Source organism: Pseudoxanthomonas spadix, assembly GCF_003703395.1.
In the GTDB taxonomy this organism is placed as follows: Bacteria; Pseudomonadota; Gammaproteobacteria; order Xanthomonadales; family Xanthomonadaceae; genus Pseudoxanthomonas_A; species Pseudoxanthomonas_A spadix.
On record NZ_RDQN01000003.1, the window covers coordinates 112418 to 137033 of the forward strand.

A 24616-nucleotide genomic window follows, 5' to 3' on the forward strand; every position below is an offset into this window, starting at 1 on the left:
GTTTCGATAGTGAGGCGCTATTGCAAATCCAGCGCGGTGGCCGGCGCTCAGAGCAGTGCCTTGAGCCGATACAGCGCCTCCAGCGCCTGCTTGGGCGTCAGTTCGTCCGGGTCCAGAGCGGCCAGCGCCTCCTGCGCCGCGGACGGGGCCGCGGCGAACAGGCCGAACTGCTGCGGGGCGTCCAGCGCCCGCGGCGCCATCTTCGAGGCCTGGGTGTGGCGGCCGCGCTGTTCCAGCTCGGCCAGGCGGCGCCGGGCCTGGGCCAGCGTGCTGCGCGGCAGGCCGGCCAGCGCCGCCACCTGCAGGCCGAAGCTGCGATTGGCCGCCCCATCCTTGACCGCATGCATGAACACCAGCGTGTGGCCATGTTCGACCGCATCCAGGTGCACGTTGGCGATGCCGCTGGGACCGCCTTCGAAGCTCTCGCTGGCCAGCGCGGTCAGCTCGAAATAATGCGTGGCAAACAGCGTGTAGCAGCGATTGACCGAGGCCAGGTGGCGGGCGACCGCATCGGCCAGCGCCAGGCCGTCGTAGGTCGAGGTGCCGCGGCCGATCTCGTCCATCAGCACCAGCGACTGGTGGGTGGCGTGGTGCAGGATGTAGCTGGTCTCGGCCATTTCCACCATGAAGGTGGACTGGCCGCGGGCCAGGTCGTCGCCGGCGCCGATGCGGGTCAGGATGCGGTCGATCGGCCCGATCTGCGCGCGTGCGGCCGGCACGAAGCTGCCGATTGCGCTGAGCAGCACGATCAGCGCGTTCTGGCGCATGTAGGTGGACTTGCCGCCCATGTTGGGGCCGGTGATGACCAGCATGCGCCGCGCCTGGAGCGTGTCGCTGCCGTCCAGGCGCAGGTCGTTGGGTTCGAACGGCTCGCTGCGCACCGCCTCGACCACCGGATGACGGCCGCGTTCGATCACCAGGCACGGCGCGTCGGTCAGCTGCGGGCGGTTCCAGTCCAGGGTTTGGGCGCGCTCGGCAAACGCGCACAGCACGTCCAGTTCGCTCAGGGCCAGGGCGCAGCGCTTGAGTGGTTCGATCACTTCGTTGAGCGCGTCCAGCAGCCGTTCGTACAGCACGCGCTCGCGCGACAGGGCGCGTTCGCGCGCGGACAGCACCTTGTCCTCGAAGGATTTCAGTTCCTCGGTGATGTAGCGCTCGGCATTGGCCAGGGTCTGGCGGCGGCTGTAGTGCACCGGCGCCCGGTCGGCCTGGCCCTTGCTGATCTCGATGTAATAGCCGTGGACGCGGTTGTAGCCGACCTTCAGGGTGGCGATGCCGCTGGCGGCGCGCTCGCGCGTTTCCAGCTCGATCAGGAACTGGTCGGCGTTGCTGGACAGCTGGCGCAGTTGGTCCAGCTCGACATCAAAGCCATCGGCCAGCACGCCACCATCGGTGAGCTTGAGCGGTGGCTGCTCGGCCACTGCGGCGACCAGCAGCTGCGCGGTGGCATCGTGTTCGCCCATCGAGGCGGCCAGCGCGTGCAGTCTTGGCGAATCCAGCGGGCCAAGCAGTTGGCGCAGGCGCGGCAGCTGCGCCAGGCTGTTGCGCAGGGTGGACATGTCGCGCGGGCGCGCCGAGCGCAGGGCCACGCGGGTGAGGATGCGTTCGACATCGCCGAAGGCGCGCAGCGCCTGGCGCAGCGCCTGGCCGGTACTTGTTGCGGGGTCGGCATCGGTGCCGTGCTCGATCAGGGTCTGGACCGCATGCTGGCGCTGGTTCAACACCGCGTGGTCGCGCAGCGGACGGTGCAGCCAGCGCCGCAGCAGCCGTCCGCCCATCGGAGTGATCGTGCTGTCCAGGATGCCCAGCAGGGTGTGGCGGGTGTCGCCGTCCACGCGCGTGTCCAGCTCCAGGTGGCGCCGGGTGGCCGCGTTCATCGCGATCGCCTCGCTGGATGACTCCAGCGCGATCGCGGTCAGGTGCGGCAGCTGGGACTTCTGGGTTTCCTCGACATAGCCCAGCAGCGCGCCGGCGGCGGCAATGGCCAGCGGCTTGTCCTGGATGCCGAAGCCGGTCAGGTCATGCAGCCCGAAGAACTGCAGCAGCTGGCGCCGACCGCTGTCGGCATCGAACAGCCATGGCGCGCGGCGACGGATGCCGCTGCGGGCGGCCAGAAACGCCGGCCAGCCTTCCTCATCGGGCACCAGCAGCTCGGCCGGTTCCAGGCGCGCGATTTCAGCTTCCAGCGCGTCTTCGGATTCGACCTGGTTGACCAGAAAACGCCCGCCGGCCAGATCGGCCCAGGCCAGGCCGTAGCCGCGCTTGTCACGCGAGAGCGCCATCAGCAGCGTGTCGCGGCGTTCGTTGAGCAGCGCCTCGTCGGTGACCGTGCCCGGTGTGACGATGCGCACCACCTTGCGCTCGACCAGGCCCTTGGCCAGGGCCGGGTCGCCGATCTGCTCGCAGATCGCCACCGATTCGCCCAGCGCCACCAGCCGCGCCAGATAGCCTTCGTAGGCATGCACCGGCACACCGGCCATCGGGATCGGCGCGCCACCGGAGCTGCCGCGCTGGGTCAGGGTGATGTCCAGCAGCCGCGCCGCCTTGCGCGCATCGTCGTAGAACAGCTCGTAGAAATCGCCCATGCGGAAGAACAGCAGCAGGTCCGGGTACTCGGACTTGGCTGCGAAGAACTGCTTCATCAGCGGGGTGTGTTCCAACACAGCCTTGCCGGCTGGCGAATCGTCTTTTTTTGTCATTGACTTCAGAACGTATCGCTTCTTTGTGCGGACAACCACTTGACCCGTCCCGCGCGCCCCAACGCCGTTTGGCTTGAGTCACGCCGCCATGGGCAGCGCGGCCGGTTGCCGATGGTGGGCTGCTTCGGATTGCGCCTGCGGGGTGTGCCCGATCGGCCCCGTTCCTTGCGGCGCACCTGCTCCTTGGAAGTGGCCACGGTGCGCATCGATGAACGCAGTCATGGCTTCAACCGGCAGCCCCGCTCGGACTGGACAGGATACGCCGACGCCTTGGCAGGATAGCGTTGGCCTGAACCGCTTGGGCTTTCGTGGAGGCCGGTTGAGAAGGTCCGGTTGTGGCAGCGGACCGCGCCGCTGGCTTAGCATCGGCGCGTCGATTGCGAGAAGGAGATTTGCATGTTGGGCCTGATTTCCCGTTCCAAGGATCCGTGGCCGTTGAAGTTCACGCGGCATAACTTCGAAGCGGCTTGCTACAACACGCAGCGTTGCAGCGTGGTCTACGACCGGGACCAGTTCACGCGTCGCTACGAGTTTGAAGCCTCTGGCCCTCCACCCGCTGGGGATTGGAAGCAGCGGTGGACGGCGGGAACGGGCGTCGACAAGTGTTTCCCCCCGCCTGCGCAGGTGGACTGGATCTCGCTGGACGGCACCGAACACCATGCCCGGATCGACATCGGCGCCATGTTCAAGGACCGGTTGGTGCGCCACAACGTGCCCAGGGAGGACATTCCGGAGGGCTGGCTTGCGGCCAATGCAATCGATCCGGTCTCCATTCACGTCCTGATGGAGATCAATGACCGCACGATTACGGTTTATACCCGGGCGCTAGTCGCCACCAAAGAACCTCAGATTCCTGGCAACCCTAGAAGCATGGGACGCAATGACCTGATAGAAGTCTGGACCCATACCTACTGACTCGGACAAGGAGCGCCGACATGGCGGACAACGACCAACAGCCAATCGTGCCGATGGACGATGACGTCACCTCGTTCCCCGCCGACCAAGCGCGGCTGCAAACCTTCCGGGACGCCAGCGCGCAGCTGTCACGCTTCCAGGTGCCGCGCCTGCTCGATGCGGCCAATCCGCGTGAGAAGCTCTTCTATGCCTTCTTCGACGGGACTGGCAACGACGCGGAGAAGGATCCGCTGCATGCCACCAATGTTGGACGGCTGCGCGATCGGATCATCGATCTGAAGAAAACCGATGCTCAGGTCGATTTTCACTATGTCGCAGGCGTCGGCACTCAGGACCAGGCACTTGCTCGGGCGCTGGATGGTGCGCTTGGCTACACCTACGAAACCCGCTTGGAGGAGATGTACGAGAAGCTCGTGGACAAGGCTTGGGAGTGGGATCAAGCAGAACCAGGCGTCAAGATCAGCGTCTGTTCGGTCGGCTTCAGCCGAGGCGGCACGCAGTGCGCGATCTTCACCAACCTGCTGGATCAACGCGGCATCGTCGACCCGACCAGCCGTGTCGAAGATGCCGAAGGACGCATCTCTTACACCCGCCACATCGCGCCCCCCGGACAGACGCCGCAGTCGGTGGCCCTGTTCGATCCGGTCTCCACCGGCGTGCAGGAGCTGGCCGATCGCAGACTGGCGCCGTCAGTGGTGTCCGGTTTCCAGATCACCGCGCTGGACGAACAGCGGGTGAAGTTCATCTCCGACCGCGTCATGCCGTTGGGGCTGTCCGAGGACGGACGTTTCCTCAACGTGGCGGTGGCGGGCGCGCACTCGGACATTGGTGGAAGCTACCTGCGTGATGGGTTGTCCAATCGCAGCCTCAACCTGACGGTCGATTTTCTCAACGCGCAGCGGCCAGGCGCGCCCATGTTCGAGAAGGTGCATGAGCCGGACGATCCGCGCCTGAACCGGGTGCACAACTCACACGAGGGCATGCCGATCTACCAGCTGGACCGCAAGGTCAGCCGGTCCATGCCCGAAGGCGTCAATACACGCCTGGCCCCTGAGCTGCCCGTGGCGGCCGGCCAGGTCGCCATGCCGGAGTCGGTGCCGCATGGTCCCAAGCCGCTTGCGCGGGAGCTCGCGCGTGAGGCGATGACCCAGGTGCGCATCGGTCCGGTGCCAGACCGGCCTGGCGAGCGCGCCGTGGCCAACCTGGAACGCATCGCCGCGGCCGAGGCTGCAGGCATCGGGCCGCTGACCGGCGAGCAGAAACTGGCCAACCTGGCCCGCGGGGTTGCCGGCGGGGCTGGCGTCGCGTTGGGTGTGGGCGCGACAGCCTACGACGGCGTGCAGACAGCGCGCCGCGTCTCGGAGCTGATGGAGCAGGGCAATCACACGGCCGCCCAGTCCGAGATCAACCATGCGTGGGCCAGAAACGCAGGCGGCTGGGTGGGCGGAGCTGCGGCGACCTATGCCATGGGTGCGTCCGGCTTCGTGCCTGCAGCCATCGTCGCCGGCGATGCATTGTTGATGAGCAAGGCCTTCGAACATGGTTCGGATCTGGTGGACAACCACAAGGTCTTCCGCCAGACCGACAAGGCCGGGGTGGACTGGCAGTTCACGGGGCGGGAATGGACACGCGAGGGCCAGCTCGACCGCGGCAACGGTGACGGTGACGATGCTGCCATCGACTCCTCTTTCGGCGCCAGCTACGAAAAGTCGCGCGAACTCAATGCCCATGCCAACGCGGCGGCCGTCGAACTGGCCCTGGGCAAGGTGCCGGCACCGCAAGACCCCTTCAGCGTGCCAGCCAGTGACGGCGAGCGCAGGCTGGACAATCCCGATTGGCGCTACGACGCCCGCTCCGATCAATGGTCGCGCTCGGTCAAGGTGGCATTGACGGGGGTCAATGACACGGGCGTCTACCAAACCCAGATCGCACTGCCCGAACGCAAGGTCGAACTGGACAGGCAAGCGCTGGGAATCATCCAGCACAACATCGCAAACAGCCGGGAAGCCATCGCCCAGTCATATCTGGAAAACGCCGCCGCGCAGCGGACACAGGATTTCATCGGCGTGCCTGCTGCGGTGGAAGCAGCCCGCGCCAAGCCCGATACGGTGACCGGTTCGGACAATCGCCTCTATCGCCGCGAGCAAGCCGAACAGACCGTGCAATGGGTCCGCAAGGACACTGGCGAAGCGGCAGAAGGCAACCGGGCATTGGAGCTGGAATTGACCTGGCAGGTGCGCCAGCCTGTTTTGGAGCAGGCGCAGCAGACCTTGGCCCAGTTGCAGGCCCGGCCCGCACCGACACCGGCGCAGGTGGAGCAGAACGAACTGCTGCACCGCTATCGGGTCGCAGGGACCGAGCTGAACCCTGACTTCCAGCAGGCCATCGAACTGGCCAGCCAGCGCACGCGCCAGGCGCACGGCATCACCGGTCAAGGATCGGTAAAGCTGTTGCGCAACGAGACCGGGCAGTTCGGTGCCGACAGCCCGATCGCCCACTATCAGCGGGGCACAGACGGCGTGGACCACCTGGTGGCGACCACCACCACACAAGAAATCCGGCAGGCGCTGGCTGAGGTCCGCCAGCAGCACGTCGAAACGGCAACGGCCACCTTGGCCACGGTCTCGGTGGTCGCACCCAGCACGGGTCATGGACAGTCCACTCGGCCGCCCGCGTTGACACGGGGCGAAGCGACGCCGCCGGACACGCCTACGCCACCGGCCAACGTGCCCGGCCCGGCGATGTCCGATACCGCTGGCCAGCCCGGCCCTGCGCTGCCGCAGGAGCCCCAACCCGCACCACCACATTCGCAGGAGCAGGCGACACCGGCGCCGATGCCGGCACGCTCGGCCAGCTTTACCGATCCCGGCCATGCAGGCCATGCCACCTACCAGCGCATCCTGCGCGAAGTGCATTACATGGAAGCCGGCCAGGGCATCGCCCCGGGTCCGCACAGCGAGAAGATCGCCGCTGCCCTGCTCAATGAAAGCGTGGCCAAGGGCTTGCACATCAGTCAGGTCAGGATGGGGGCGGATGGCAATGTGCGCGGCATCCAGCAGCTCAGCGCATTCGACACGCCACGCGAGGTCAGCATCGTCCCCAGGCAGGCGCAGGGGCTTTCGATGCAGGAATACGCCGTGCGGCTGGAAAGTACGCTTTCATCGCACCTGGCCGGCAAGGCGCCTGCGGCCGCGCGTGAACCTGCACAGGCTCACGCCATTTCGGCCATGTCGATGGCCGACCAGGTCATGTTCGCCCATCTGCGGCGAGGCACGCCGGGCCACATTGGCGACGATCAGGTGGCCCAGTCCATGCTGGCTGCCAAGCGGAGCGGCATCGATGACGCCAGCAAGATCGGGGGCATGACCATGGCCGGTGATCGGCTGTGGATCATTGGCACCGGTGAAGGCCAACGCGTGGCGATCGATGTCAGTCGACAGGCACCGCCGGTGCAGGACACCCTGCAGCAGCTGCAGGTGGTCAACCAGCAGCGCGAGCAGCAGCTGGCCATGGACCAGCAGCGCAGCCAGCAAGCTCCCGGGCGCGGCGCGCCAGTGATGGGTTGAGGGTTTTCAGCTGCGGCTTCAGGCAGCCAGGCTCATCGGTGCCGAACCGCGTCACTTGCCTGGCCGCGCGCCGGATGCTCGCTTGCCGTCTGGTCAACCACGGTGTCGCCTGAGGAACGAGCAAGCAGTCCGCCGATGCACGGCGCGATCCTCCGGTGCCGCTATTGCACCGGATCCAGGCGCGCAAATCGCGCCGCACCCGTGCTGGGCTTGTCCGGTGAGGGCGGTGGTGGCTTGGGTGTTGACCGGCCTTCGGCACAGAGGTCGGCACAGAAAATCGTATACATCGCCGCCAGCAGCTGCTGCACGCGCGGGTCGGCGATCCGATAGAAGATCGAACGCGACTGGCGCCGGGTGCTGACCAGCTTGTGCTGGCGCAGGTCGGCCAGTTGCTGGGACAGGGCCGGCTGACGGATGCCCACGGCCTGTTCGAGTTCGCCCACCGAAGCTTCTCCTTGCGACAGCTGGCAAAGCAGCAGCAGCCGCGAGGGGGTGGCCATCAGTCGCAGCAGTTCGGACACTTCCGGTGCCTTGGCCTTCATTTCCTCCAGTTCGGCGGCGCTGATGGCCCTCATGCCTTGCTCCAGAGGTAGTACCAGGCCTCGCCTTGGCCAGGCTGGAGCGCCAGGGCGGTGCCGGAGTCGACTGCGGCGGATTGCAACAGTCTGCCGCCCGGCTGCCAGCCCTCGGGGGTCCCGGTGTCGGTCTGGTCCACCGCCTGCAGCGCGGCGACCAGGCGCAGCAGTTCCTCGACCGAGCGGCCCACGTTCATCGGGTACCAGCTGATCGCGCGGATCACCCCCTGCGGGTCGATGACGTAGGTCGCCCGCACCGTGGCGCTGTCGCCGGCCTCGGCGCCGACCATGCCATAGCCGCGCGCAATGGCCATCGACGGGTCTTCGATCAGGGGAAAATTCACCGTCACCCCGAAGCGGTCGCGGATGTCACGGATCCAGGCCAGATGGGAGAACAGCCCGTCCACCGACAGGGCCAGCAGGTCGCAGCCGATCGCTTCGAAGCGTGGCTGGGCCGCGGAAAAGGCCATGAACTCGCTGGTGCACACCGGGGTGAAGTCGGCCGGGTGCGAGAAAAACACCAGCCAGCGGCCGCGGTAGTCCGCAAGCGACACCTCGCCAAGGGTGGTGCGCGCGTGGAAACCCGGCGCCACATCGTTCAGGCGAAGCGGAGTGGACGCATTGGCGAAAGGTTCGGTTCGAGACATGCGGGAGCCGGTGTGGGAAAGGCGCGCAAACAAGTCTAAAGCGCCGCCTGTCGACACGCGCGCTTCCAGGGGCGTCCAATAGTTGCATACTTTATGAGTATGTATAACTATAGCGCCACTCTGATCTTCATCGGTGTACATGCGCATGACTGGCGACACTCGGGATTCCGCACTCCTGCTTGCCCAATCCACCGTCGATGACGCCCTGCACGGACGCTCGCCGCGTCCGCAGGTGACGACTTTCTTCGACGAGGCCACCTTCACCGCCAGCCATGTGGTGAAGGATCCGGACAGCGCTGCCTGCGCGATCATCGACAGCGTGCTGGACTTCGACATGGCCAGCGGGCGGACCTCGCACGCCTCGGCGATGCAACTGGTCGAGTTCGTGCGCGACCAGGGACTGAAGGTGGAATGGCTGCTGGAGACCCACGCCCACGCCGACCATCTCTCCGCCGCACCGCTGCTGCAGGAACACCTGGGCGGGCGACTGGCGATCGGCTCCCACATCACCGTGGTGCAGGAAGTCTTCGGCAAGATCTTCAACGCCGGCACCGGCTTTGCGCGCGACGGCAGCCAGTTCGATCACCTGATCGCCGAGGGCGAGCGCTTCGGCATCGGTGGCCTGCAGGCCACGGCCCTGCACGTGCCCGGCCACACCCCGGCGTGCATGGCCTACGTCATCGGCGATGCGGTGTTTCCGGGCGACACGCTGTTCATGCCCGACTACGGCACTGCCCGCTGCGACTTCCCTGGCGGCAGCGCGCGCACGCTGTACCGCTCGATCCAGCGCCTGCTGGCCCTGCCGGGGCAGGCGCGGGTGTTCCTGTGCCATGACTACAAGGCGCCCGGACGCGACCAGTACGCCTGGGAGACCAGCATCGAGGCCGAGCGCAGCGGCAATGTCCACGTGCACCAGGGGGTGGACGAGGACAGCTTTGTGCAGATGCGCGAGCAGCGAGACGCCACCCTGCCCATGCCGCGCCTGATCCTGCCTTCGGTGCAGGTGAACATGCGCGGCGGACGCCTTCCCGAACCGGAGGACAACGGCGTGCGTTACCTCAAGCTGCCGCTGGACCTGCTGTGAGTACGGTACAGACCATCGCCTGGTACTGGCCGGTGGCCGGTGGCGCCCTGATCGGGCTGGCCGCCGGCGGCTACCTGATCCTGCTGGGCCGCATCGCCGGCATCTCCGGTCTGGTCGCCGCGGCCACCGGGCTGGCGCGCAACACCGCGCGCGGGCTGGCGGTGTGGTTCCTCATCGGGCTGCTCGGCGGCAGCGCCATTGCGATGCGGCTGCGCGGGATGCCGGACCTGCAGGTGACCGGCGCCTGGCCGGTGCTGGTCATCGGCGGCCTGCTAGTCGGCTACGGCACCCGGCTGGGCTCGGGTTGCACCAGCGGACACGGCATCTGCGGAATCGCCCGGCTCTCGCCGCGCTCGCTGGTGGCCACCGGCGTGTTCATGGCCTTCGGGGTGGGCACGGTCTGGGTCGTGCGGCACCTGATCGGAGGTGCGCCATGAAGGCCCTGGCCGCCTTGGCCTGCGGGTTGCTGTTCGGCGCCGGCCTGATCATCTCGGACATGGCCAACCCGGCGCGGGTGCTGGCTTTCCTGGACATCTTCGGCGCGTGGGATCCGTCGCTGGCATTGGTGATGGCCGCCGGTCTGGTGCCTTCGACCCTGGCCTACCGCTGGCACCTGCGTCGCCAGGCGCCGGTGCTGGAGGACCGCGCCCAGGTGCCCAGCGGCGGACGCATCGACGCCCCGCTGGTCATCGGCGCGGCGCTGTTCGGCATCGGCTGGGGCCTGGTTGGCCTGTGCCCGGGCCCGGCCGTGGCCGCGCTGGTGAGCGGGCGCTGGCCCTTCGTCGTGTTCGTCCTGGCCATGCTCGGTGGCATGGCCCTGTTTCGCCTTTTCCACGCGCGTCGCTGACGCAAAGGAACACCCTGCCATGACACCTCGCATGCTCGATGAGCGCCTTTCGGTGCTTCCGCAAATCCAGCCTGAGGATCTGCCGGCCCTGGCGGCAATGGGCTTCCGCTCGATCATCAGCAATCGGCCCGATGGCGAATCGCCAGACCAGCCCGCCACCGCGGAGATTGCCAGTGCCGCCAAGGCGGCCGGCCTGCAGTTCGAACACGTGCCGGTGGTCGGCGGCGCCATCTCAGATGCGGACATCGCCCGTTTCGGCACGCTGCTGGACACCTTGCCCGGCCCGGTGCTCGGGTTCTGCAAGACCGGCACGCGCGCGGCCACCCTGTGGGCGTTGTCGCAGGCGCGACAGCAGCCGGTCGCGCAGCTGCTGCAGGCAGCCGCCCAGGCAGGGTACGACCTGTCCGGGCAGGCCGAGCGGATGGCAAAGCTGGCCGCGCCGGACAAGGCGAGCTGACAGATGTACGACGTGGTGGTCATCGGCGGCGGCAGTGGCGGCCTGGCGGTGGCCGCCAGCCTGCTGCGGCGCGAATCCGGCCTGCGCATCTGCCTGCTCGAGCCGCGCCAGGAACACTACTACCAGCCCGGCTGGACGATGGTCGGCGCCGGCGTGTTCGATGCACCGCAGACCGTGCGCCCGATGGCCAGCCTGGTGCCCGCATGCATTGGCTGGAAGCAGGTGGCGGCCGAAGCCATCGATGCGCCGAATGACCGGGTCCACCTGGCTGGCGGCGGCTCGGTGTGCTACCGCGCCCTGGTGGTCGCCACCGGCCTGGAACTGGACTGGGATGCCATCCCCGGCCTGCGCCAGGCGCTGGGCCATGGCGGGGTGACCTCCAACTACCGCTTCGACCTGGCGCCCTACACCTGGGAGCTGGTCCAGAAGCTCCGCGGCGGCAAGGCACTGTTCACCCAGCCGCCGATGCCGATCAAGTGCGCCGGTGCCCCGCAGAAGGCGATGTACCTGTCAGCCGACCACTGGCGCCGACAGGGCCTGTTGTCCGATATCAACATCGAGTTCCACAGTGCGGGGCCGGCCTTGTTTGGCGTGGCCGACTACGTGCCGGCGCTGATGGAATACGTGGAGCGCTACGGCATTGAACTGAACCTTGGCTCGACCCTGGTCGCCGTGGACGGTCGCGCCAAGGTGGCCACGTTCGCCACACAGGCGGCCGATGGCGCGAGCAAGGAGAGCATCCGCCCGTTCGACATGCTGCACGTATGCCCGCCGCAGCGGGCGCCTGGCCTGATCGGCGACAGCCAGCTGGCCAATGACGCCGGTTGGCTGGAAGTGGACCCGGCCAGCCTGCGCCACCCCAGCCATCCCAACGTGTTCGGCGTGGGCGATGTCGTCGGCACGACCAACGCCAAGACGGCCGCTGCCGCGCGCAAGCACGCGCCGGTGGTGGCAGAGAACGTCCTGGCGACCCTGGCCGGCAAGCCGCTGACCGCGGTATACGACGGCTATGGCGCGTGCCCGCTCACCGTCGAGCGCGGCAAGATCGTGCTGGCGGAATTCGGTTACGGCGGCAAATTGATGCCGACCTTCCCGGAATGGCTGATCGACGGACGGCGTCCCTCGCGCCTGGCCTGGTATCTGAAGTCCGAGGCGATGCCGCTCCTGTACTGGGACGCCATGCTCAAGGGTCGCGAGTGGCTGTGCGCGCCCGATCGCGTCGCCGCCCCGGGAACCCTGTAAAGATGCCGACGCTGACGGTGTTGCAATACGTGCTCGGAATGGGTGCGGGCGTGCTGGTGGGCTTTACCCTGGGATTGGTCGGTGGTGGCGGCTCGATCCTGGCGGTACCGCTGATGGTCTATCTGGTCGGGGTGGACAACCCACATGTCGCCATCGGCACCAGCGCCCTGGCGGTGGCGGTCAACGCCGCGACCAACCTGGCCAACCACGCCCGGCGTGGCAACGTGAAGTGGGCCTGCGCGGGCGTGTTCGCCCTGGCTGGCGTTGCTGGTGCTTTCCTCGGCTCCAGTCTGGGCAAGGCCTTCGATGGACAGAAGCTGCTGATGCTGTTCGCGTTGCTGATGATCGTGGTCGGCGTGCTGATGTTGAAAAAGCGCGACGCCCAGGGCGACCCGGATGTCCACCTCAACCGGCAGAACGGGCCGCGCCTGCTGCTGGGCGGGGGCCTGGCCGGCGCGCTGTCCGGGTTCTTCGGCATTGGCGGTGGCTTCCTGATCGTGCCGGGGCTGGTGGCGGCCACGCGCATGCCGATGCTGTATGCGGTGGGCAGTTCACTGGTGGCGGTCACTGCCTTCGGCCTGACCACCGCACTCAACTACGCCCGTTCCGGCCTGGTGGACTGGGCGCTGGCAGCGGTCTTTATTGGCGGTGGCTTGTTCGGCGGACTGTTCGGGGCGCGTCTGGCCACGCATCTGTCCAGGCGGCGAGGCACGCTCAATGCCGTGTTCGCAGCACTGATCTTTGTCACCGCGCTGTACATGCTGGTCAAGTCGGCCCTGGCGATCCATGGCGCGCGTTGATCACGGTGGATTGACGATGCGGTGCGGACCCTGCGTGCGTCGGCTGCCCCGCCAGCCGCTGGTGATCGGATGGGTGTCAAAGGTGGTCGACAAGGTTGGCTTGTTTTGCAAGGGCGCCCGGCGCCGCGACTTGATTGAGGTGATCTGATGGATGCCCTGCTACTGGCGCGGGCGCAGTTTGCGTTTACCGTCTCCTTCCACTTCATCTTTCCGGCGTTTTCCATCGGCCTGGCCAGCTTCCTGATGGTGCTCGAAGCCATGTGGCTGCGCACCGGCAGCGGCCTGTACGCCAACCTCTACCGTTACTGGCTGAAGATCTTCGCCGTGGTGTTTGGCATGGGCGTGGTCTCGGGCATCGTGATGTCCTACCAGTTTGGAACCAACTGGTCGGTGTTCTCGGCCAAGGCGGGCCCGATCATCGGGCCGCTGATGGCCTACGAGGTGATGACGGCGTTCTTCCTGGAGGCCGGGTTCCTGGGGGTGATGTTGTTCGGCATCTCCAAGGTTGGCCCCCGGCTGCATTTCTTCGCGACCTGCATGGTGGCGCTGGGGACCCTGATCTCGGCGACCTGGATCATCAGTGTCAACAGCTGGATGCAGACCCCTGCCGGCTATGCGATCAATGCCGACGGGCAGTTCGTTCCGGCAGGCTCGTGGCTGCCGATCATCTTCAACCCCAGCTTCCCGTATCGCCTTGTGCACACGGTCATTGCCGCCTTCCTGACCACCTCGCTGGTGGTCGGCGCGGTCGGCGCCTGGCACCTGCTCAAGGACCGCGCCAACGCCGGCGCCCGCAAGATGTTCTCGATGGCGATGTGGATGGTGGCCATCGCCGCGCCCATCCAGATCCTGGTCGGCGATGCGCATGGCCTGAACACGCTGGAGCACCAGCCGGTCAAGGTCCTGGCCATGGAAGGTGACTACCAGCCCAGCCCGGAAGGGGCGCCACTGATCCTGTTCGGGCTTCCGGACAATGACGCAGCCAAGGTGCATGGCGAGGTCTCGATCCCCAGGATCGGCTCGCTGATCCTCAAGCACGACCCCAATGCGCCACTGCCCGGGCTGACCGATTATCCGCGCGAGTTGTGGCCGCCCACGCCGGTGGTGTTCTGGTCGTTCCGGATCATGGTCGGGCTGGGCATGGCCATGCTTGGGCTTGGGGCCCTGGGCCTGCTGGCACGGGTGCGCAAAAAGTTGTACGCCTGGCGCTGGCTGCATCGTGCGGCGCTGGCCATGGGGCCTGCCGGGTTCATCGCGGTGATCGCCGGTTGGGTCACCACCGAAGTCGGTCGCCAGCCATTCACCGTCTACGGCCTGCTGCGGACGGCGCAGTCGGCCTCGCCGCTCCATGCGCCGGCGCTGGCTGCGTCGTTGCTGGCGTTCGTCATCGTGTACTTTTTTGCCTTCGGTGCAGGCACCTACTACATCTTGCGGCTGATGGCCAAGCCTCCTCAGCCGCACGAGGCCGAGCCGGAGCGGCTCCCGCAGCACGCGGCCGGCATCACACCGGCCGCGGCCGCGGTCCGGCGGCTTCCCGGGGAGCATTGAGCATGGCAGGCGTTGATCTGACACTGGTCTGGGCAGGCATCATCGCCTTCGCCGTCTTTGCCTATGTGGTGATGGACGGCTTTGATCTTGGCATCGGCATTCTTTTTCCCAGTTTTGCCGTGGGCCAGGAGCGCGACCAGGCGATGAATTCCATCGCCCCGGTCTGGGATGGCAACGAAACCTGGCTGGTCATGGGCGGTGGCGGGCTGATGGCGGCATTCCCGGTGGCCTATGCCATCATCCTGCCGGCGACCTATCCGCTGGTGATCGCCATGCTGTTGGGCCTGGTGTTCCGCGGTGTGGCCTTCGAGTTCCGATGGCGTGATGGGCGACACCGTGCATTCTGGGATTGGGCGTTTTGCCTGGGCTCGATCATGGCGACCTTCGCCCAGGGCGTGATGCTGGGCGCGATCCTGCAGGGCATCCATGTCCAGCGCCAGGCGTATGCCGGTGGATGGCTCGACTGGCTCAGCCCGTTCTCCCTGGTCACTGGCGTTGCCCTGCTGGCCGGCTATGCGCTGCTGGGTTCGACCTGGCTCATTGGCAAGACCGAAGGCAGTGCCCAGGCGCATGCCAGGCGCCTGGCTTCCTGGCTGCTCTTGGCAGTGCTGTTTGCCATTGCAGCAGTCAGCGTCGCAACGCCATTGCTGTCACTGGAATACGCGCGTCGCTGGCTGGCCATGCCCACCGTCCTGCTCACCGCCCAGGTGCCATTGCTCACGTTGATCGTGGCCTTTGTCCTGTTCCGAAGCCTGCGCGCTGGCCGCGAGCGGGTCCCCTTCCTCATGGCGCTGGCGCTGTTCCTGCTTGGCTTCACCGGCTTGTTGATCAGCGTCTTCCCGTACGTGGTGCCGGGCGCGGTGAGCATCTGGGAAGCAGCCGCTCCGCCGGAGAGCCAGGAATTCATGCTGGTCGGTACCGCGATCATCGTCCCGGTGATCATCGCCTACACCGGTTGGTCCTACTGGATCTTCAGGGGCAAGGTCGGCACCGAGGGATACCACTGATGGAAAAGCCCGAGTCCCCGCTCTGGAAACGGCTCGCATGGCTTGCAGGCATCTGGCTGTCCAGCGTGCTGGCGCTTGGCATCGTCGCCGGCGTGCTGCGCCGATGGTTGCAGCAGTGAATGGATGCAGTCACGCCGGCTTGCATGGTTTGCCCGGTTGCGGCGAGCGCGCCTGCGCAGTACCAAGATCGGCGCGAAATGATGATGCCTGGTGTCGTGACCAGACTGCCGATCACAGTGGCTTGAAGACTGACCCTGCACAGGTCCATACCCATGAATGATCCTGCCATGCGCATCGTGCTGCATGCTTCAAGTCCGGCCAGCCTGGAACGTGCGCGCAGCAATGCCAAGAACGCCGCCGGCGCCGGCGAGCGCGCGGTCGAAGTACGGATCGTGGTCAATGGCGCGGCGGCGGTATCCAGCCTGCTCGACCAGGCTGACGCGGCGGTCGATGCGATGACCTGGGTGTGCCCCAATACCCTGCGCGGCCTGAAGCGCCAGGCGGCTGCCCCGCTGCGCGTGCTCGAAGAAGGCGCGGTGCTGGCCATCGCCCGCATGCAACAGGCGGGCTGGCACTACATCCACGCCTGAGCCGGGCTCACTTCGGGCCCAGGACGTTCTCCAGGTCTGCGCCCTGCGGCATGCCCGAGCGGGTCTGCACCTGGCCCTGTGCATCCTTGAAGACGATGGCCGGCGTGCCCTGGAAGCCCAGCGCGGTCATCAGCATGAGGTTCTGCTGCAGGGTCTTGGCCACCTCCGGCGAAACCGAAGCGGCCGGCTTGATGCCACCCTGGTCGTGGTGCTGCTCGTTGTAGGCCAGCGCCTGGGCGGGCGAGCTGGCCTGCAGGATGGCGGCGGCCTTGGTCGGGCTGTCCTGCTTGATGATCCCGACCAGCACGTGCCGCAACTGCACCTTGCCCGCTTCCACCCAGGGCCGCGAGGCGCGCCAGAAGGCGTTGCAATACGGGCAATTGGGATCGGTGAAGGTGTAGATGATCCGGGCCGCGTCCGCTTGTCCGTCCACCACCACCGTGCTGTGCTCCAGCTGCTCCCACATCTTTTGCCCAGCCGGTCCGGACACCAGCTTGCGCAGCGCTTCGGCGCCCACGTCGTTGCCCTGGGCATCGATGAGCGTGCCAACCAGTGCGTACTTGCCATCGGAGGTCAGGTAGACCGAGATCGGACGCCCGCCGGCCGATCCTGCGTAGCCGCGCAGGCCCGAGGGCGCCTCGAAGCGCCCCTGGATCTCCAGCCCCTGCTGCTCCAGCGCCTTGATCACCGCTGGCTGGTCCTGTTGCGATGCGGCCGGCTTTGCGTCGGTGCCCTGGTCGGCCTGGCCCGGCGTGCTGTTGGCGCATCCCATCGGGAGCGCCATGGACATGGCAATCAGGCTACGGCGAAGGTCAAAACGCATGCGGTGGCTCCACTTGGGTAGGTAAGGGTGTCAATCAAGAAGGGAAAGCTTGTCCTGCAGCACCGGGGCGGTGATCTCGCCCATGTGGGCGTCGACCAGCCGGCCGTTGGCGTCGAAGAACAGCGTGGTGGGCAGTCCCTGTGTCCCTGCGGCCTTCATGCTGTGCATGCCCGGATCGAGATAGACATCGCGGACCTGCAGGCCCTGGGTCTGCAGGTAGTGGCTGATGGTCGCCTGGTCTTCCCCCTGGTTGACCAGCAGGATCTGGGCGTGCGACTGGCTGGCCTGTGCGCGAGCCAGGACCGGCATTTCGCGACGGCAGGGGGGACACCAGGTGGCCCACAGGTTCAGCACGATGGGCTTGCCGCGGTGGGCGGCGAGCGTGGTCGGTCGGCCATCGAGGGTCTGCAGTGCGACCTCCGGCAGCACGATCGCTTCGCGCTGTGCCGCGCTGATCGCCCAGCCGCCGACCCACCACAGCGCAAGCGCTGCAGACATCGACACCAGCAGCGGCGCGCGTAGCCGCCGCTGGCTGCGGGTCGCCCAGCCGCCGTACAGCAGCGCCGCCGCGATCCCCCAGGGCAGGCTGAAGCCGCCGTCAGCGAAGCGCAGCAGCGAGAGCGGGTCGCTGGCGTAGCTGTCCATGCGGGTCAGCACGAAGCCCGCCCGCGCCGCCAGCAACAGCCACAGCAGCATCCAGAAGGCGACGTCGGCGCCACGCCGGGGGACGGGAGGCGCCTGGCGGCGCAGCTGCCACTTCACCAGCCCCAGCGCGATGCCGCAGCAGGCCAGTGCCAGGATCGCCACGATCGGCAGCGGGCCCAGGCTGATCATCGGCCGACACCGGCTGCGTCCAGGCGCGCGAGGAAGTCCTCGGCGCTGGTTTCGCCCACCATGCGCAGCTGCCTGCGCTCGTGCCCGTCGGGGCCGATCAGCATCAATGTCGGCGGGCCGGCGATGCCATGGCGCGACATCAGCGCCTGATCCTTGGCATCGTTCTCGGTCACGTCAGGCCGCAGCAGGGTCACCGTGGCAAGGCGCGCCTGCACGCGTGGGTCGCCGAAGACTTCACGCTCGATCACCTTGCAGCTCACGCACCAGTCGGCATAGACATCCACCAGTGTCCACCGTGCCCGCTTGCCGGCTTGGGCAACCGCCTGATCCAGGGAGGTGACATCGGCCGGCTCCTCGAACCGCAGCGGTGCACCTGCCTGGCTGGACGGCGTGCTGTCGGCGGTCCCTGCAAACACCTGGAGCGGGCGCAGCGGATCGCTGTTTCCGGCCAGGGCACCCACCAGCAGCGATACGCCGCACAGCAGGCAGATGCCCGCCAGGTAGCGCGGGGCCCAGCGACGCAGGCCCCTGCTGGCGCCAGCTTGCTCACGCGCCACCAGCAGCACGGCCACCAGCAGGAGCCAGGCACCCCACAGCGCCTGCACGCTGGCCGGATCAACAAAGCGCGCCAGCATCGAAATGGCCACGGCCAGCATCACTGCCCCAAAGGCCACGCGAATCACATCCATCCAGGGGCCGGGCCGCGGCAACACCCGCGCCCCCAGCGTGGCCACCAGGATCAGCGGCAGTCCCATTCCCAACCCCAGCGCAAACAACGCGGCGCCACCGACCATCGCGCTACCGCTCTGGCTGAGGAAAAGCAGCGCCCCGGCGAGCGGAGCGGTCATGCAGGGGCCGACGAGCGCCGCCGACAGCACCCCCAGGACCGCCGCGCCGGCCAGCTTGCCCGCCTGACTGTTGCGGCCCAGGCCATCCAGCCGCCGCGAGAGCGACGCCGGAAGCTGCAGTTCGAACGCACCGAACAGCGACAATGCCAGGATCACGAACACGCCTGCGAAAGCCGACAGGATCACCGGGTGCTGCAGCGAGGCCTGAAGGCCGGCACCAGCCAGGCCGGCGATCACCCCCAGCAGCGCGTAGGTGAGCGCCATGGCCAGCACATAGGTGCCGGCCAGCAGCGCGGTCCGGCGCATGCTGCGTTGCCGTCCCACCACAAGGCCGGAGACGATTGGCAGCATCGGCAGCGAGCAGGGCGTGAACGCCAGGAGCAGCCCCATGCCGAAGAACAGCGCCAATGACAGCGGCAAGGGTGCCTGGCGCAGGCGTGCGGCCAGCGACTGGTCCTGGGCGGCCATCGGACCGCCATTTGTCTGGGTCTGCGCGGCGCCCGCCGCCGACGGCGGCCCCGCAACCGGCATCGATGCGGGCGTGGCTGCTGCAGGGGGCGAGGCGGACTGGACGGTGTCCGCCGGGCTGCGGCCGGACCCAGCCGGCGCGTACAGGGTGTGGGTCTGCGGCGGATAGCAGATTCCACCTTCGGCGCAACCCTGCCAGCGCAGGCTGATCTCGGGCTGCGCAGGCGTTTCGATGGTCAGCGTCTGCCGGCCTTCGTAGACCCTGGTGTCGCCATAGCTGTCATCGTGGCGTGCTGTTCCCGGCGGCAGCGTCAGCGCCAGTGCGCGCCCGCTGGCATCGCTCGCGGCAAACTGGTCCCGGTACAGGTAGTAGCCTTGCGCGATCTCCAATTCCACGCGCAAGTGGCCAGGGTCGGCGGCCTCCACCTGGAATTCCACGACCTGCGCGGCAGGCAGGTAGGTCGGCTCGCCGGCCCAGGGCCGGGCCTGGGCGGCGGGCTCAAGGTGTACCGCAGTCAAGGACAGCGCGGTGGCCAACGCCAGGCGGACAACGGTGTGAGGCAAGGGCAAGCTTCCGGTGGAGGAACCGGCTCCATGCTGCCCGGGTGCGATTAAGCCAGTCTTAAGCGGCGAACCGGCGCGGCGTGGCGCGCTACAGTCTGGCGCCCATTGCCGGAGATCATGCATGCGCATCCTGCTTGTCGAGGACAACCTGCTCATCGCCAAGGGGATCGTGGCCGGGCTCGCGGCAGCGGCGATCACGGTCGATCACGTGGCCAGCGCGGCCGAGGCCGAGGCCGCGCTGGCCAGCGCCACCCACGAGGTCATCGTGCTGGACCTGGGCCTGCCCGATGAGGATGGCCTGTTGCTGCTGCGCCGTCTCAGGCAGCGCGGCGAGCAGGCGGCGGTGCTGGTGTTGTCGGCCCGCGGCGAGACCCCGGAGCGGATCGTTGGACTGGAGGCCGGCGCGGACGATTACATGGGCAAGCCATTCGACCTGGGCGAACTGGCGGCCAGGCTGCACGCCCTGCAGCGCCGCAAGGCCGGCCGCGCCGCGCAGGTCATCGAGCATGCCGGGCTGCGACTGGAGCCGGCCAGCGGCTGGGCCAGCCTGGATGGTCGTGAAATCGCATTGTCGCGGCGCGAAAGCCACCTGCTGGCTGCGCTCATGCAGGCCAATGGACGCTGCCTGAGCGCAGAGCAGCTCAAGGGCGAGCTGTATGGATTTGATGACGATGTGGAGAGCAACACGATCAACGTGCACATCCATCATCTGCGCCGCAAGCTGTGGAAGGACGTGGTGGTGACCGTGCGCGGGCTCGGCTATCGCCTCGGACACCGGCCGTGAAGTGGCTTCCCCGCAGCCTGACCCTGCGCCTGACCCTGGGCATCGGCGTGGCCCTGGCACTGCTGTGGTCGGCCTCGGCTGCGTGGATGTTGCACGACCTGGACCGCAGCATCGGCCAGGCCCTGGACCGGCGGCTGGCGATGTCGGCCGAAATGGTGGCCGGCCTGGTCGGCAACATGGGCGGTGCGCTTGCTCCGGGCAGCCGGCTGGCATCGGGCCCGGTCACCATTCCACGCCAACAGGCGGTCGCCTGCCAGGTGCGTTCGCTGCGTGGCGAGATATTGGCCACCACGGCCAATGCGCCCCAGGACGTACTCGGTCGCGGCATCCCCGGCTACGGCATGGCCATGGCCGGTGGCGTGCGCTGGCGGACCTATACCCTGGTCAGGGACGGCCTGGTGATCAGCACGGCCGACCGGATGGGCGAACGCGACGCGCTGGCGCGGCATGTCGCGCTGGTGGCAGGGCTGCCGTTTGCAATCGCCGGTCTGGGCGGATTGGGACTGCTGTGGTGGGGCCTGGGGCGTGGATTGGCCCCGCTCAGGCTGATGAGCCAGCGCATCGCCGGGCGCAGTTCAGCCCAGCCGACCGTATTGCCGACGGCGGGCATGCCCACCGAACTGGCGGCCCTGGCCGGGGTGCTCAACGAGAGCTTCGAGCGCGATGCGCGTGCCTTCGAACGTGAGCGCGCCTTTGCCAGCAGCGCAGCGCACGAGCTGCGCACCCCGCTGACGGTGATCGATACCCATCTGCAGGTCGCCCGGCTCGACGCCGGCCCGCGCGGACGCGAAGCGCTTGACGACGCCCGGCAGGGGGCCCTGCGCATGCGCGCGATCATCGAGGACCTGCTGTTGCTGGCCAGGCTCGATGCCAGCGAGCCGCTGCCGGACAATGCCGAACCGCTGCGCCTGCAGACCCTGCTCAGCACTGCCCTGGACGGCAGTGAAGCCGGCAGCGCACGGGTGGCGCTTCAGGTCCATCCAGGGCTGGCGATGCTGCACATCCCGGGGCGCGCAGCGCTGTGGACGCTGGCCCTGGCGAACCTGGTGGACAACGCGCTCAAGTATTCGGATGGGCCGGTGCGGGTCGAGGTCACGCGGGTCGACGCCACCGTGCACATCGCGGTCAGCGACCAGGGCCCCGGAATGGACCCGGAGCTGGCCACGCGCCGGTTCTGGCGACACGGTTCGGTCGAAGGCCATGGCCTGGGTTTGCCGCTGGCGCAAGCCATCGCCAAGCGGCTGGGCGGCAGGCTCTCGATCGAAAGCTCGGCCGCAGGCAGCGTCTGCGTGCTGGCGCTGCCATTGAAGTCCTGAGGGGTTGGCCGGCAGCCCGGCCGATGGGGTGGGCACTGGGCGCACCAGGCCAATCAAGCCAGCAGTTCGAAGGTGGCGTGCAGGCCATCCACTTCGGCCGACGGGGCGACCCACAGGTCGAAGGTGCCCGGTTCGACGGTGGGCTTCAGGTCCTGGCCGATGAACAACAGGTCGGCGCGGCGCAGGGTGAAGTGCACTTGCGCGCTGGCACCGGGCGCCAGTGCGACCTTGCGGAAGTCCTTCAGCTCCTGCACGGGGCGGGTGATGCTGGCCGCACGATCGTGGATGTAGAGCTGGACCACTTCCTCGGCCGCGCGCGTGCCGCGGTTGTGCACGGTGGCGCGAATGGCCAGCGTGCCCTCGGCGGTGAGCCTGCCCTCGCCGATGTCCAGCCCGCCGTATTCGATCCGGCCATAGGTCAGGCCGAAGCCGAACGGAAACAGCGCCGCATTCGGCGTGGTCATGTATCGGGTCTTGAACGCGCTCAGCTTCTCCGGATGCGGATCGGGCCGGCCGGTGATCTTGTGGTCGTAGTAGTAGGGCACCTGGCCCGATTCGCGCGGGAAGCTCACCGGCAGACGCGCGGATGGGCCGTACGTGCCAAACAGCACGTCGGCCAGCCCCAGGCCCGAGGCCGAACCCAGGTACCAGCCGACCAGCACCGCCTGCGCCTTGGGCAGCAGCTCGCCCAGCGCCAGCGCGCGGCCGTTGCCGAGCACTACCACGACCGGCTTGCCGGTGGCGGCCACCGCGTCCAGCAGGTCCAGCTGCGGCTGCGGCACGGTGATCGAGGTGCGCGAACGCGCCTCGCCCGAGTGGTCGCGCGACTCGCCGATGGCCATGATCACCACATCGGCGGCATTGGCCGCGTTGACCGCGTCCTCGATGCCGCCGGGCAGCGGGCCTTGGTAGCCGCAGCCGGCCACCACGCTCAGCTGGGTCGGATCGGTCATGGCCTGCTTCAGGCCACTGGCCAGGTCGCTGGCCGAATCGTCGCCGCCGAACAGCGTCCACGGCCCCTTGGTGCTGTCCCAGTCCTGGGCCAGCGGACCGATCAGGGCGATGTGCTGGCCGCCGGCGCGCAGCGGCAGGACCTGGTTGTCGTTCTTGAGCAGCACCACCGACTTGCGCGCCGCTTCGCGCGCCAGGGCCAGGGTTTCGGGCAGGCGCTGGCGCGAGGGCGCCGACGGCCTGATCCGGCGGAACGGATCGTCGAACAGCCCCAGCTGCGCCTTGAGCTGCAGCACCCGGCGCACCGAGGCATCCACCACCGCCAACGGCACCTCGCCGCTTTCCACCAGGTCGGGCAGGTGCTTGAGGTACAGGCCGCTCTGCATGCTCATGTCGACACCGGCCAGGATCGCCAGGCGCGCCGCGTCGCGGCCATCGCGGGCAAAACCATGCGCGATCAGCTCCTCATCGCCGGTGTAATCGGACACCACCACGCCGCGGAAATCCCATTGGCCGCGCAGCACATCGTCCAGCAGCCACTTGTTGGCCGTGGCCGGGATCCCGGAGATCTCGTTGAACGCGGCCATCGTGGTCAGTGCGCCGGCCTCGAACCCGGCCTGGAACGGCGGGAAATAGGTCTGCCGCAGCACCCGCTCGGACACGTCGGTGGTGTTGTAGTCCAGGCCGCCCTCGGCCGCGCCATAGGCGCAGAAATGCTTGGGACAGGCGGCCACCGCCTCCGGATCGGCCAGGCCGCGCTCGCCCTGGAAGCCCTGCACGCGCGCGGCGGCCATGCGCCGGCCCAGCAGCACGTCCTCGCCACTGCCTTCCACCCCGCGGCCCCAGCGCGCATCGCGGGCGATGTCCACCATCGGCGCGAAGGTCCAGTCGATGCCGACCGAGGCCGCTTCCATCGCCGCCGCGCGTGCGGTGCGCCGGGCCAGCTCCGGCTCGAAGCTGGCCGATTCGCCCAGCGGCACCGGAAAGACCGTGGTGAAGCCATGGATCACGTCGGCGGCGAAGATCATCGGGATCTTCAGCCGGCTCTGCATCGCCGCCTTTTGCAGGCGCTCGTGCCAGAGCACGTTGGAACTGTTGAACACGCCGGTGAGCTGGCCGGCGATGGCTGCGGCGATCTGCGCGGACACCGCACCGGTGAAAGTGACCGGGTTGGCCGCGGCGGCCGCGCCGTTCTGGCTGGCCGAGCTGAACAGGGTCAGCTGGCCGGCTTTCTCCTGCAGGGTCATCTTGCCGATGAGGGTGTCGATGAAGGCCGGCGCCTTGCCCGCGTCGCGGCCCAGGGCCAGGCCCATTGGCAGCTGCCAGAGCAGGGTGGCCGCGCCGGTGGCCACCAGCAGCTGCCGGCGCGTGATTCCGCCTGGTGTCATCTCGCTCCCCTTCAGAGCCTGATTGGCCGCCCCACGGCGGCGCCGGGGACGCAATGTAATCGTTTACAAGCAGGAAGCACGCCGCACTGCACGACGGCCACCCCGCAGGTCGCCGCGGCCCGATCTGGGATACTCACGGCAGTCCCTCAATGCAAGTGCCTCACCGATGCCGCCCACCGATGCCGAACTCGAACAGCTGGCCATCTCCGTCGGCCAGCAGCTGCGCGCCCAGCGCGACATGCTGGTCACCGCCGAAAGCTGTACCGGCGGCTGGATCGCCAAGGCCATGACCGACATCGCCGGGTCCTCGGTCTGGTTCGACTGCGGCATGGTGGCCTACAGCTACGAGGCCAAGCAGGCGCTGCTGGGAGTGCGCCCGCAGACCCTGGAGACCTTTGGCGCGGTCAGCCGCGAGACCGCGATCGAAATGGTCTCCGGCGCGCTGGTCAATTCCGGGGCCAGCGTTGCGGTGGCGGTGACCGGCATCGCCGGGCCGGGCGGCGGCAGCGAAGACAAGCCGGTCGGCACCGTCTGGATCGGCTGGAAACGCCGCGGCGGCTACGCCCGCGCCCAGGTCTTCCGGTTCGACGGCGATCGCGACGCGGTGCGCCGCCAGACCGTGGCCGCGGCCCTGCAAGGCCTGGAGTCGATGCTGTGAGCGGG

At 67.9% G+C, this 24616-nt stretch carries 21 protein-coding genes and 1 pseudogene; 15 read left to right on the forward strand and 7 right to left on the reverse strand.

The window, feature by feature from the left end:
• Nucleotides 1-47: 47 nt before the first annotated feature.
• Nucleotides 48-2699 carry a DNA mismatch repair protein MutS gene (gene mutS, locus D9R12_RS05720; RefSeq protein ID WP_122228964.1) on the reverse strand — a complete coding sequence of 884 codons (2652 nt, stop codon included), beginning with the start codon at nucleotides 2697-2699 and terminating at the stop codon, nucleotides 48-50.
• Nucleotides 2700-3095: 396 nt separating this feature from the next.
• Here mutS and D9R12_RS05725 point away from each other — a divergent pair, with 396 nt between their 5' ends.
• Nucleotides 3096-3614: a hypothetical protein gene (locus D9R12_RS05725; RefSeq protein ID WP_122228966.1), complete on the forward strand. Its 519-nt coding sequence runs from the start codon at nucleotides 3096-3098 to the stop codon at nucleotides 3612-3614.
• Between the two features lie 20 nt (nucleotides 3615-3634).
• Nucleotides 3635-7180 carry a T6SS phospholipase effector Tle1-like catalytic domain-containing protein gene (locus tag D9R12_RS05730; protein WP_122228968.1) on the forward strand — a complete coding sequence of 1182 codons (3546 nt, stop codon included), beginning with the start codon at nucleotides 3635-3637 and terminating at the stop codon, nucleotides 7178-7180.
• 263 nt (nucleotides 7181-7443) lie between these two features.
• Here D9R12_RS05730 and D9R12_RS05735 read toward each other — a convergent pair.
• Both D9R12_RS05735 and D9R12_RS05740 read right to left on the reverse strand, forming a co-directional pair.
• Nucleotides 7444-7722: pseudogene (locus D9R12_RS05735) on the reverse strand (metalloregulator ArsR/SmtB family transcription factor); the annotation flags it as partial.
• A 29-nt stretch (nucleotides 7723-7751) separates the two neighbouring features.
• The gene (locus D9R12_RS05740; RefSeq protein ID WP_170159161.1) at nucleotides 7752-8402 is read right to left on the reverse strand and encodes a peroxiredoxin; all 651 of its coding nucleotides are present in this window, start codon (nucleotides 8400-8402) and stop codon (nucleotides 7752-7754) included.
• A 145-nt stretch (nucleotides 8403-8547) separates the two neighbouring features.
• Here D9R12_RS05740 and D9R12_RS05745 point away from each other — a divergent pair, with 145 nt between their 5' ends.
• The 10 genes from D9R12_RS05745 (at nucleotide 8548) to D9R12_RS05790 (ending at nucleotide 15977) form a co-directional block, all read left to right on the forward strand.
• The gene (locus tag D9R12_RS05745) at nucleotides 8548-9486 is read left to right on the forward strand and encodes an MBL fold metallo-hydrolase (protein WP_122228972.1); all 939 of its coding nucleotides are present in this window, start codon (nucleotides 8548-8550) and stop codon (nucleotides 9484-9486) included.
• 14 nt (nucleotides 9487-9500) lie between these two features.
• The gene (locus D9R12_RS05750) at nucleotides 9501-9923 is read left to right on the forward strand and encodes a YeeE/YedE family protein (protein ID WP_210538892.1); all 423 of its coding nucleotides are present in this window, start codon (nucleotides 9501-9503) and stop codon (nucleotides 9921-9923) included.
• The gene (locus D9R12_RS05755) at nucleotides 9920-10333 is read left to right on the forward strand and encodes a DUF6691 family protein (protein ID WP_122228976.1); all 414 of its coding nucleotides are present in this window, start codon (nucleotides 9920-9922) and stop codon (nucleotides 10331-10333) included. The genes D9R12_RS05750 and D9R12_RS05755 overlap by 4 nt, the downstream gene beginning before the upstream one ends.
• A 19-nt stretch (nucleotides 10334-10352) precedes the next feature.
• On the forward strand, nucleotides 10353-10790 hold the full coding sequence (locus tag D9R12_RS05760; RefSeq protein WP_244671887.1) for a protein tyrosine phosphatase family protein: 438 nt from the start codon (nucleotides 10353-10355) through the stop codon (nucleotides 10788-10790).
• A gap of 3 nt (nucleotides 10791-10793) precedes the next feature.
• Complete coding sequence (locus D9R12_RS05765; protein WP_122228980.1) at nucleotides 10794-12032, forward strand: NAD(P)/FAD-dependent oxidoreductase; 1239 nt, start codon at nucleotides 10794-10796, stop codon at nucleotides 12030-12032.
• A gap of 17 nt (nucleotides 12033-12049) precedes the next feature.
• On the forward strand, nucleotides 12050-12832 hold the full coding sequence (locus D9R12_RS05770) for a sulfite exporter TauE/SafE family protein (protein ID WP_210538894.1): 783 nt from the start codon (nucleotides 12050-12052) through the stop codon (nucleotides 12830-12832).
• 147 nt (nucleotides 12833-12979) lie between these two features.
• The gene (locus tag D9R12_RS05775; protein ID WP_122228984.1) at nucleotides 12980-14380 is read left to right on the forward strand and encodes a cytochrome ubiquinol oxidase subunit I; all 1401 of its coding nucleotides are present in this window, start codon (nucleotides 12980-12982) and stop codon (nucleotides 14378-14380) included.
• Nucleotides 14381-14382: 2 nt separating this feature from the next.
• Nucleotides 14383-15387: a cytochrome d ubiquinol oxidase subunit II gene (gene cydB / locus D9R12_RS05780; protein WP_122228986.1), complete on the forward strand. Its 1005-nt coding sequence runs from the start codon at nucleotides 14383-14385 to the stop codon at nucleotides 15385-15387.
• Entirely contained in the window at nucleotides 15387-15506 is a 120-nt protein-coding gene (locus D9R12_RS05785; protein ID WP_014160172.1) for a DUF2474 domain-containing protein, read from the forward strand. The genes cydB and D9R12_RS05785 overlap by 1 nt, the downstream gene beginning before the upstream one ends.
• Before the next feature lie 153 nt (nucleotides 15507-15659).
• Nucleotides 15660-15977, forward strand: a complete 318-nt coding sequence (locus tag D9R12_RS05790) for a DsrE family protein (RefSeq protein WP_122228988.1) — start codon at nucleotides 15660-15662, stop codon at nucleotides 15975-15977.
• A gap of 7 nt (nucleotides 15978-15984) precedes the next feature.
• On the opposite strand, the gene dsbG is transcribed toward D9R12_RS05790, so the two are convergent.
• The 3 genes from dsbG to dsbD form a co-directional block, all read right to left on the reverse strand.
• Nucleotides 15985-16767 carry a thiol:disulfide interchange protein DsbG gene (dsbG, locus tag D9R12_RS05795; RefSeq protein WP_244671888.1) on the reverse strand — a complete coding sequence of 261 codons (783 nt, stop codon included), beginning with the start codon at nucleotides 16765-16767 and terminating at the stop codon, nucleotides 15985-15987.
• 63 nt (nucleotides 16768-16830) lie between these two features.
• A complete protein-coding gene (locus tag D9R12_RS05800) occupies nucleotides 16831-17634 on the reverse strand; it encodes a TlpA disulfide reductase family protein (protein WP_122228990.1) in 804 nt (267 codons plus the stop codon).
• On the reverse strand, nucleotides 17631-19514 hold the full coding sequence (gene dsbD, locus D9R12_RS05805; RefSeq protein WP_170159163.1) for a protein-disulfide reductase DsbD: 1884 nt from the start codon (nucleotides 19512-19514) through the stop codon (nucleotides 17631-17633). The genes D9R12_RS05800 and dsbD overlap by 4 nt, the downstream gene beginning before the upstream one ends.
• A gap of 121 nt (nucleotides 19515-19635) precedes the next feature.
• On the opposite strand from dsbD, the gene D9R12_RS05810 reads away from it, so the two are divergent.
• On the forward strand, nucleotides 19636-20298 hold the full coding sequence (locus tag D9R12_RS05810) for a response regulator (protein WP_014160179.1): 663 nt from the start codon (nucleotides 19636-19638) through the stop codon (nucleotides 20296-20298).
• Nucleotides 20295-21614 carry a sensor histidine kinase gene (locus tag D9R12_RS05815; protein ID WP_122228994.1) on the forward strand — a complete coding sequence of 440 codons (1320 nt, stop codon included), beginning with the start codon at nucleotides 20295-20297 and terminating at the stop codon, nucleotides 21612-21614. The genes D9R12_RS05810 and D9R12_RS05815 overlap by 4 nt, the downstream gene beginning before the upstream one ends.
• Nucleotides 21615-21667: 53 nt before the next feature.
• Here the strand turns inward: D9R12_RS05815 and D9R12_RS05820 are convergent, their stop codons facing one another.
• Nucleotides 21668-23953: a glycoside hydrolase family 3 N-terminal domain-containing protein gene (locus tag D9R12_RS05820; RefSeq protein ID WP_122228996.1), complete on the reverse strand. Its 2286-nt coding sequence runs from the start codon at nucleotides 23951-23953 to the stop codon at nucleotides 21668-21670.
• A gap of 166 nt (nucleotides 23954-24119) precedes the next feature.
• Between D9R12_RS05820 and D9R12_RS05825 the strand changes: the two genes are divergently transcribed.
• The gene (locus D9R12_RS05825) at nucleotides 24120-24611 is read left to right on the forward strand and encodes a CinA family protein (RefSeq protein WP_014160182.1); all 492 of its coding nucleotides are present in this window, start codon (nucleotides 24120-24122) and stop codon (nucleotides 24609-24611) included.
• Nucleotides 24612-24616: the final 5 nt, after the last annotated feature.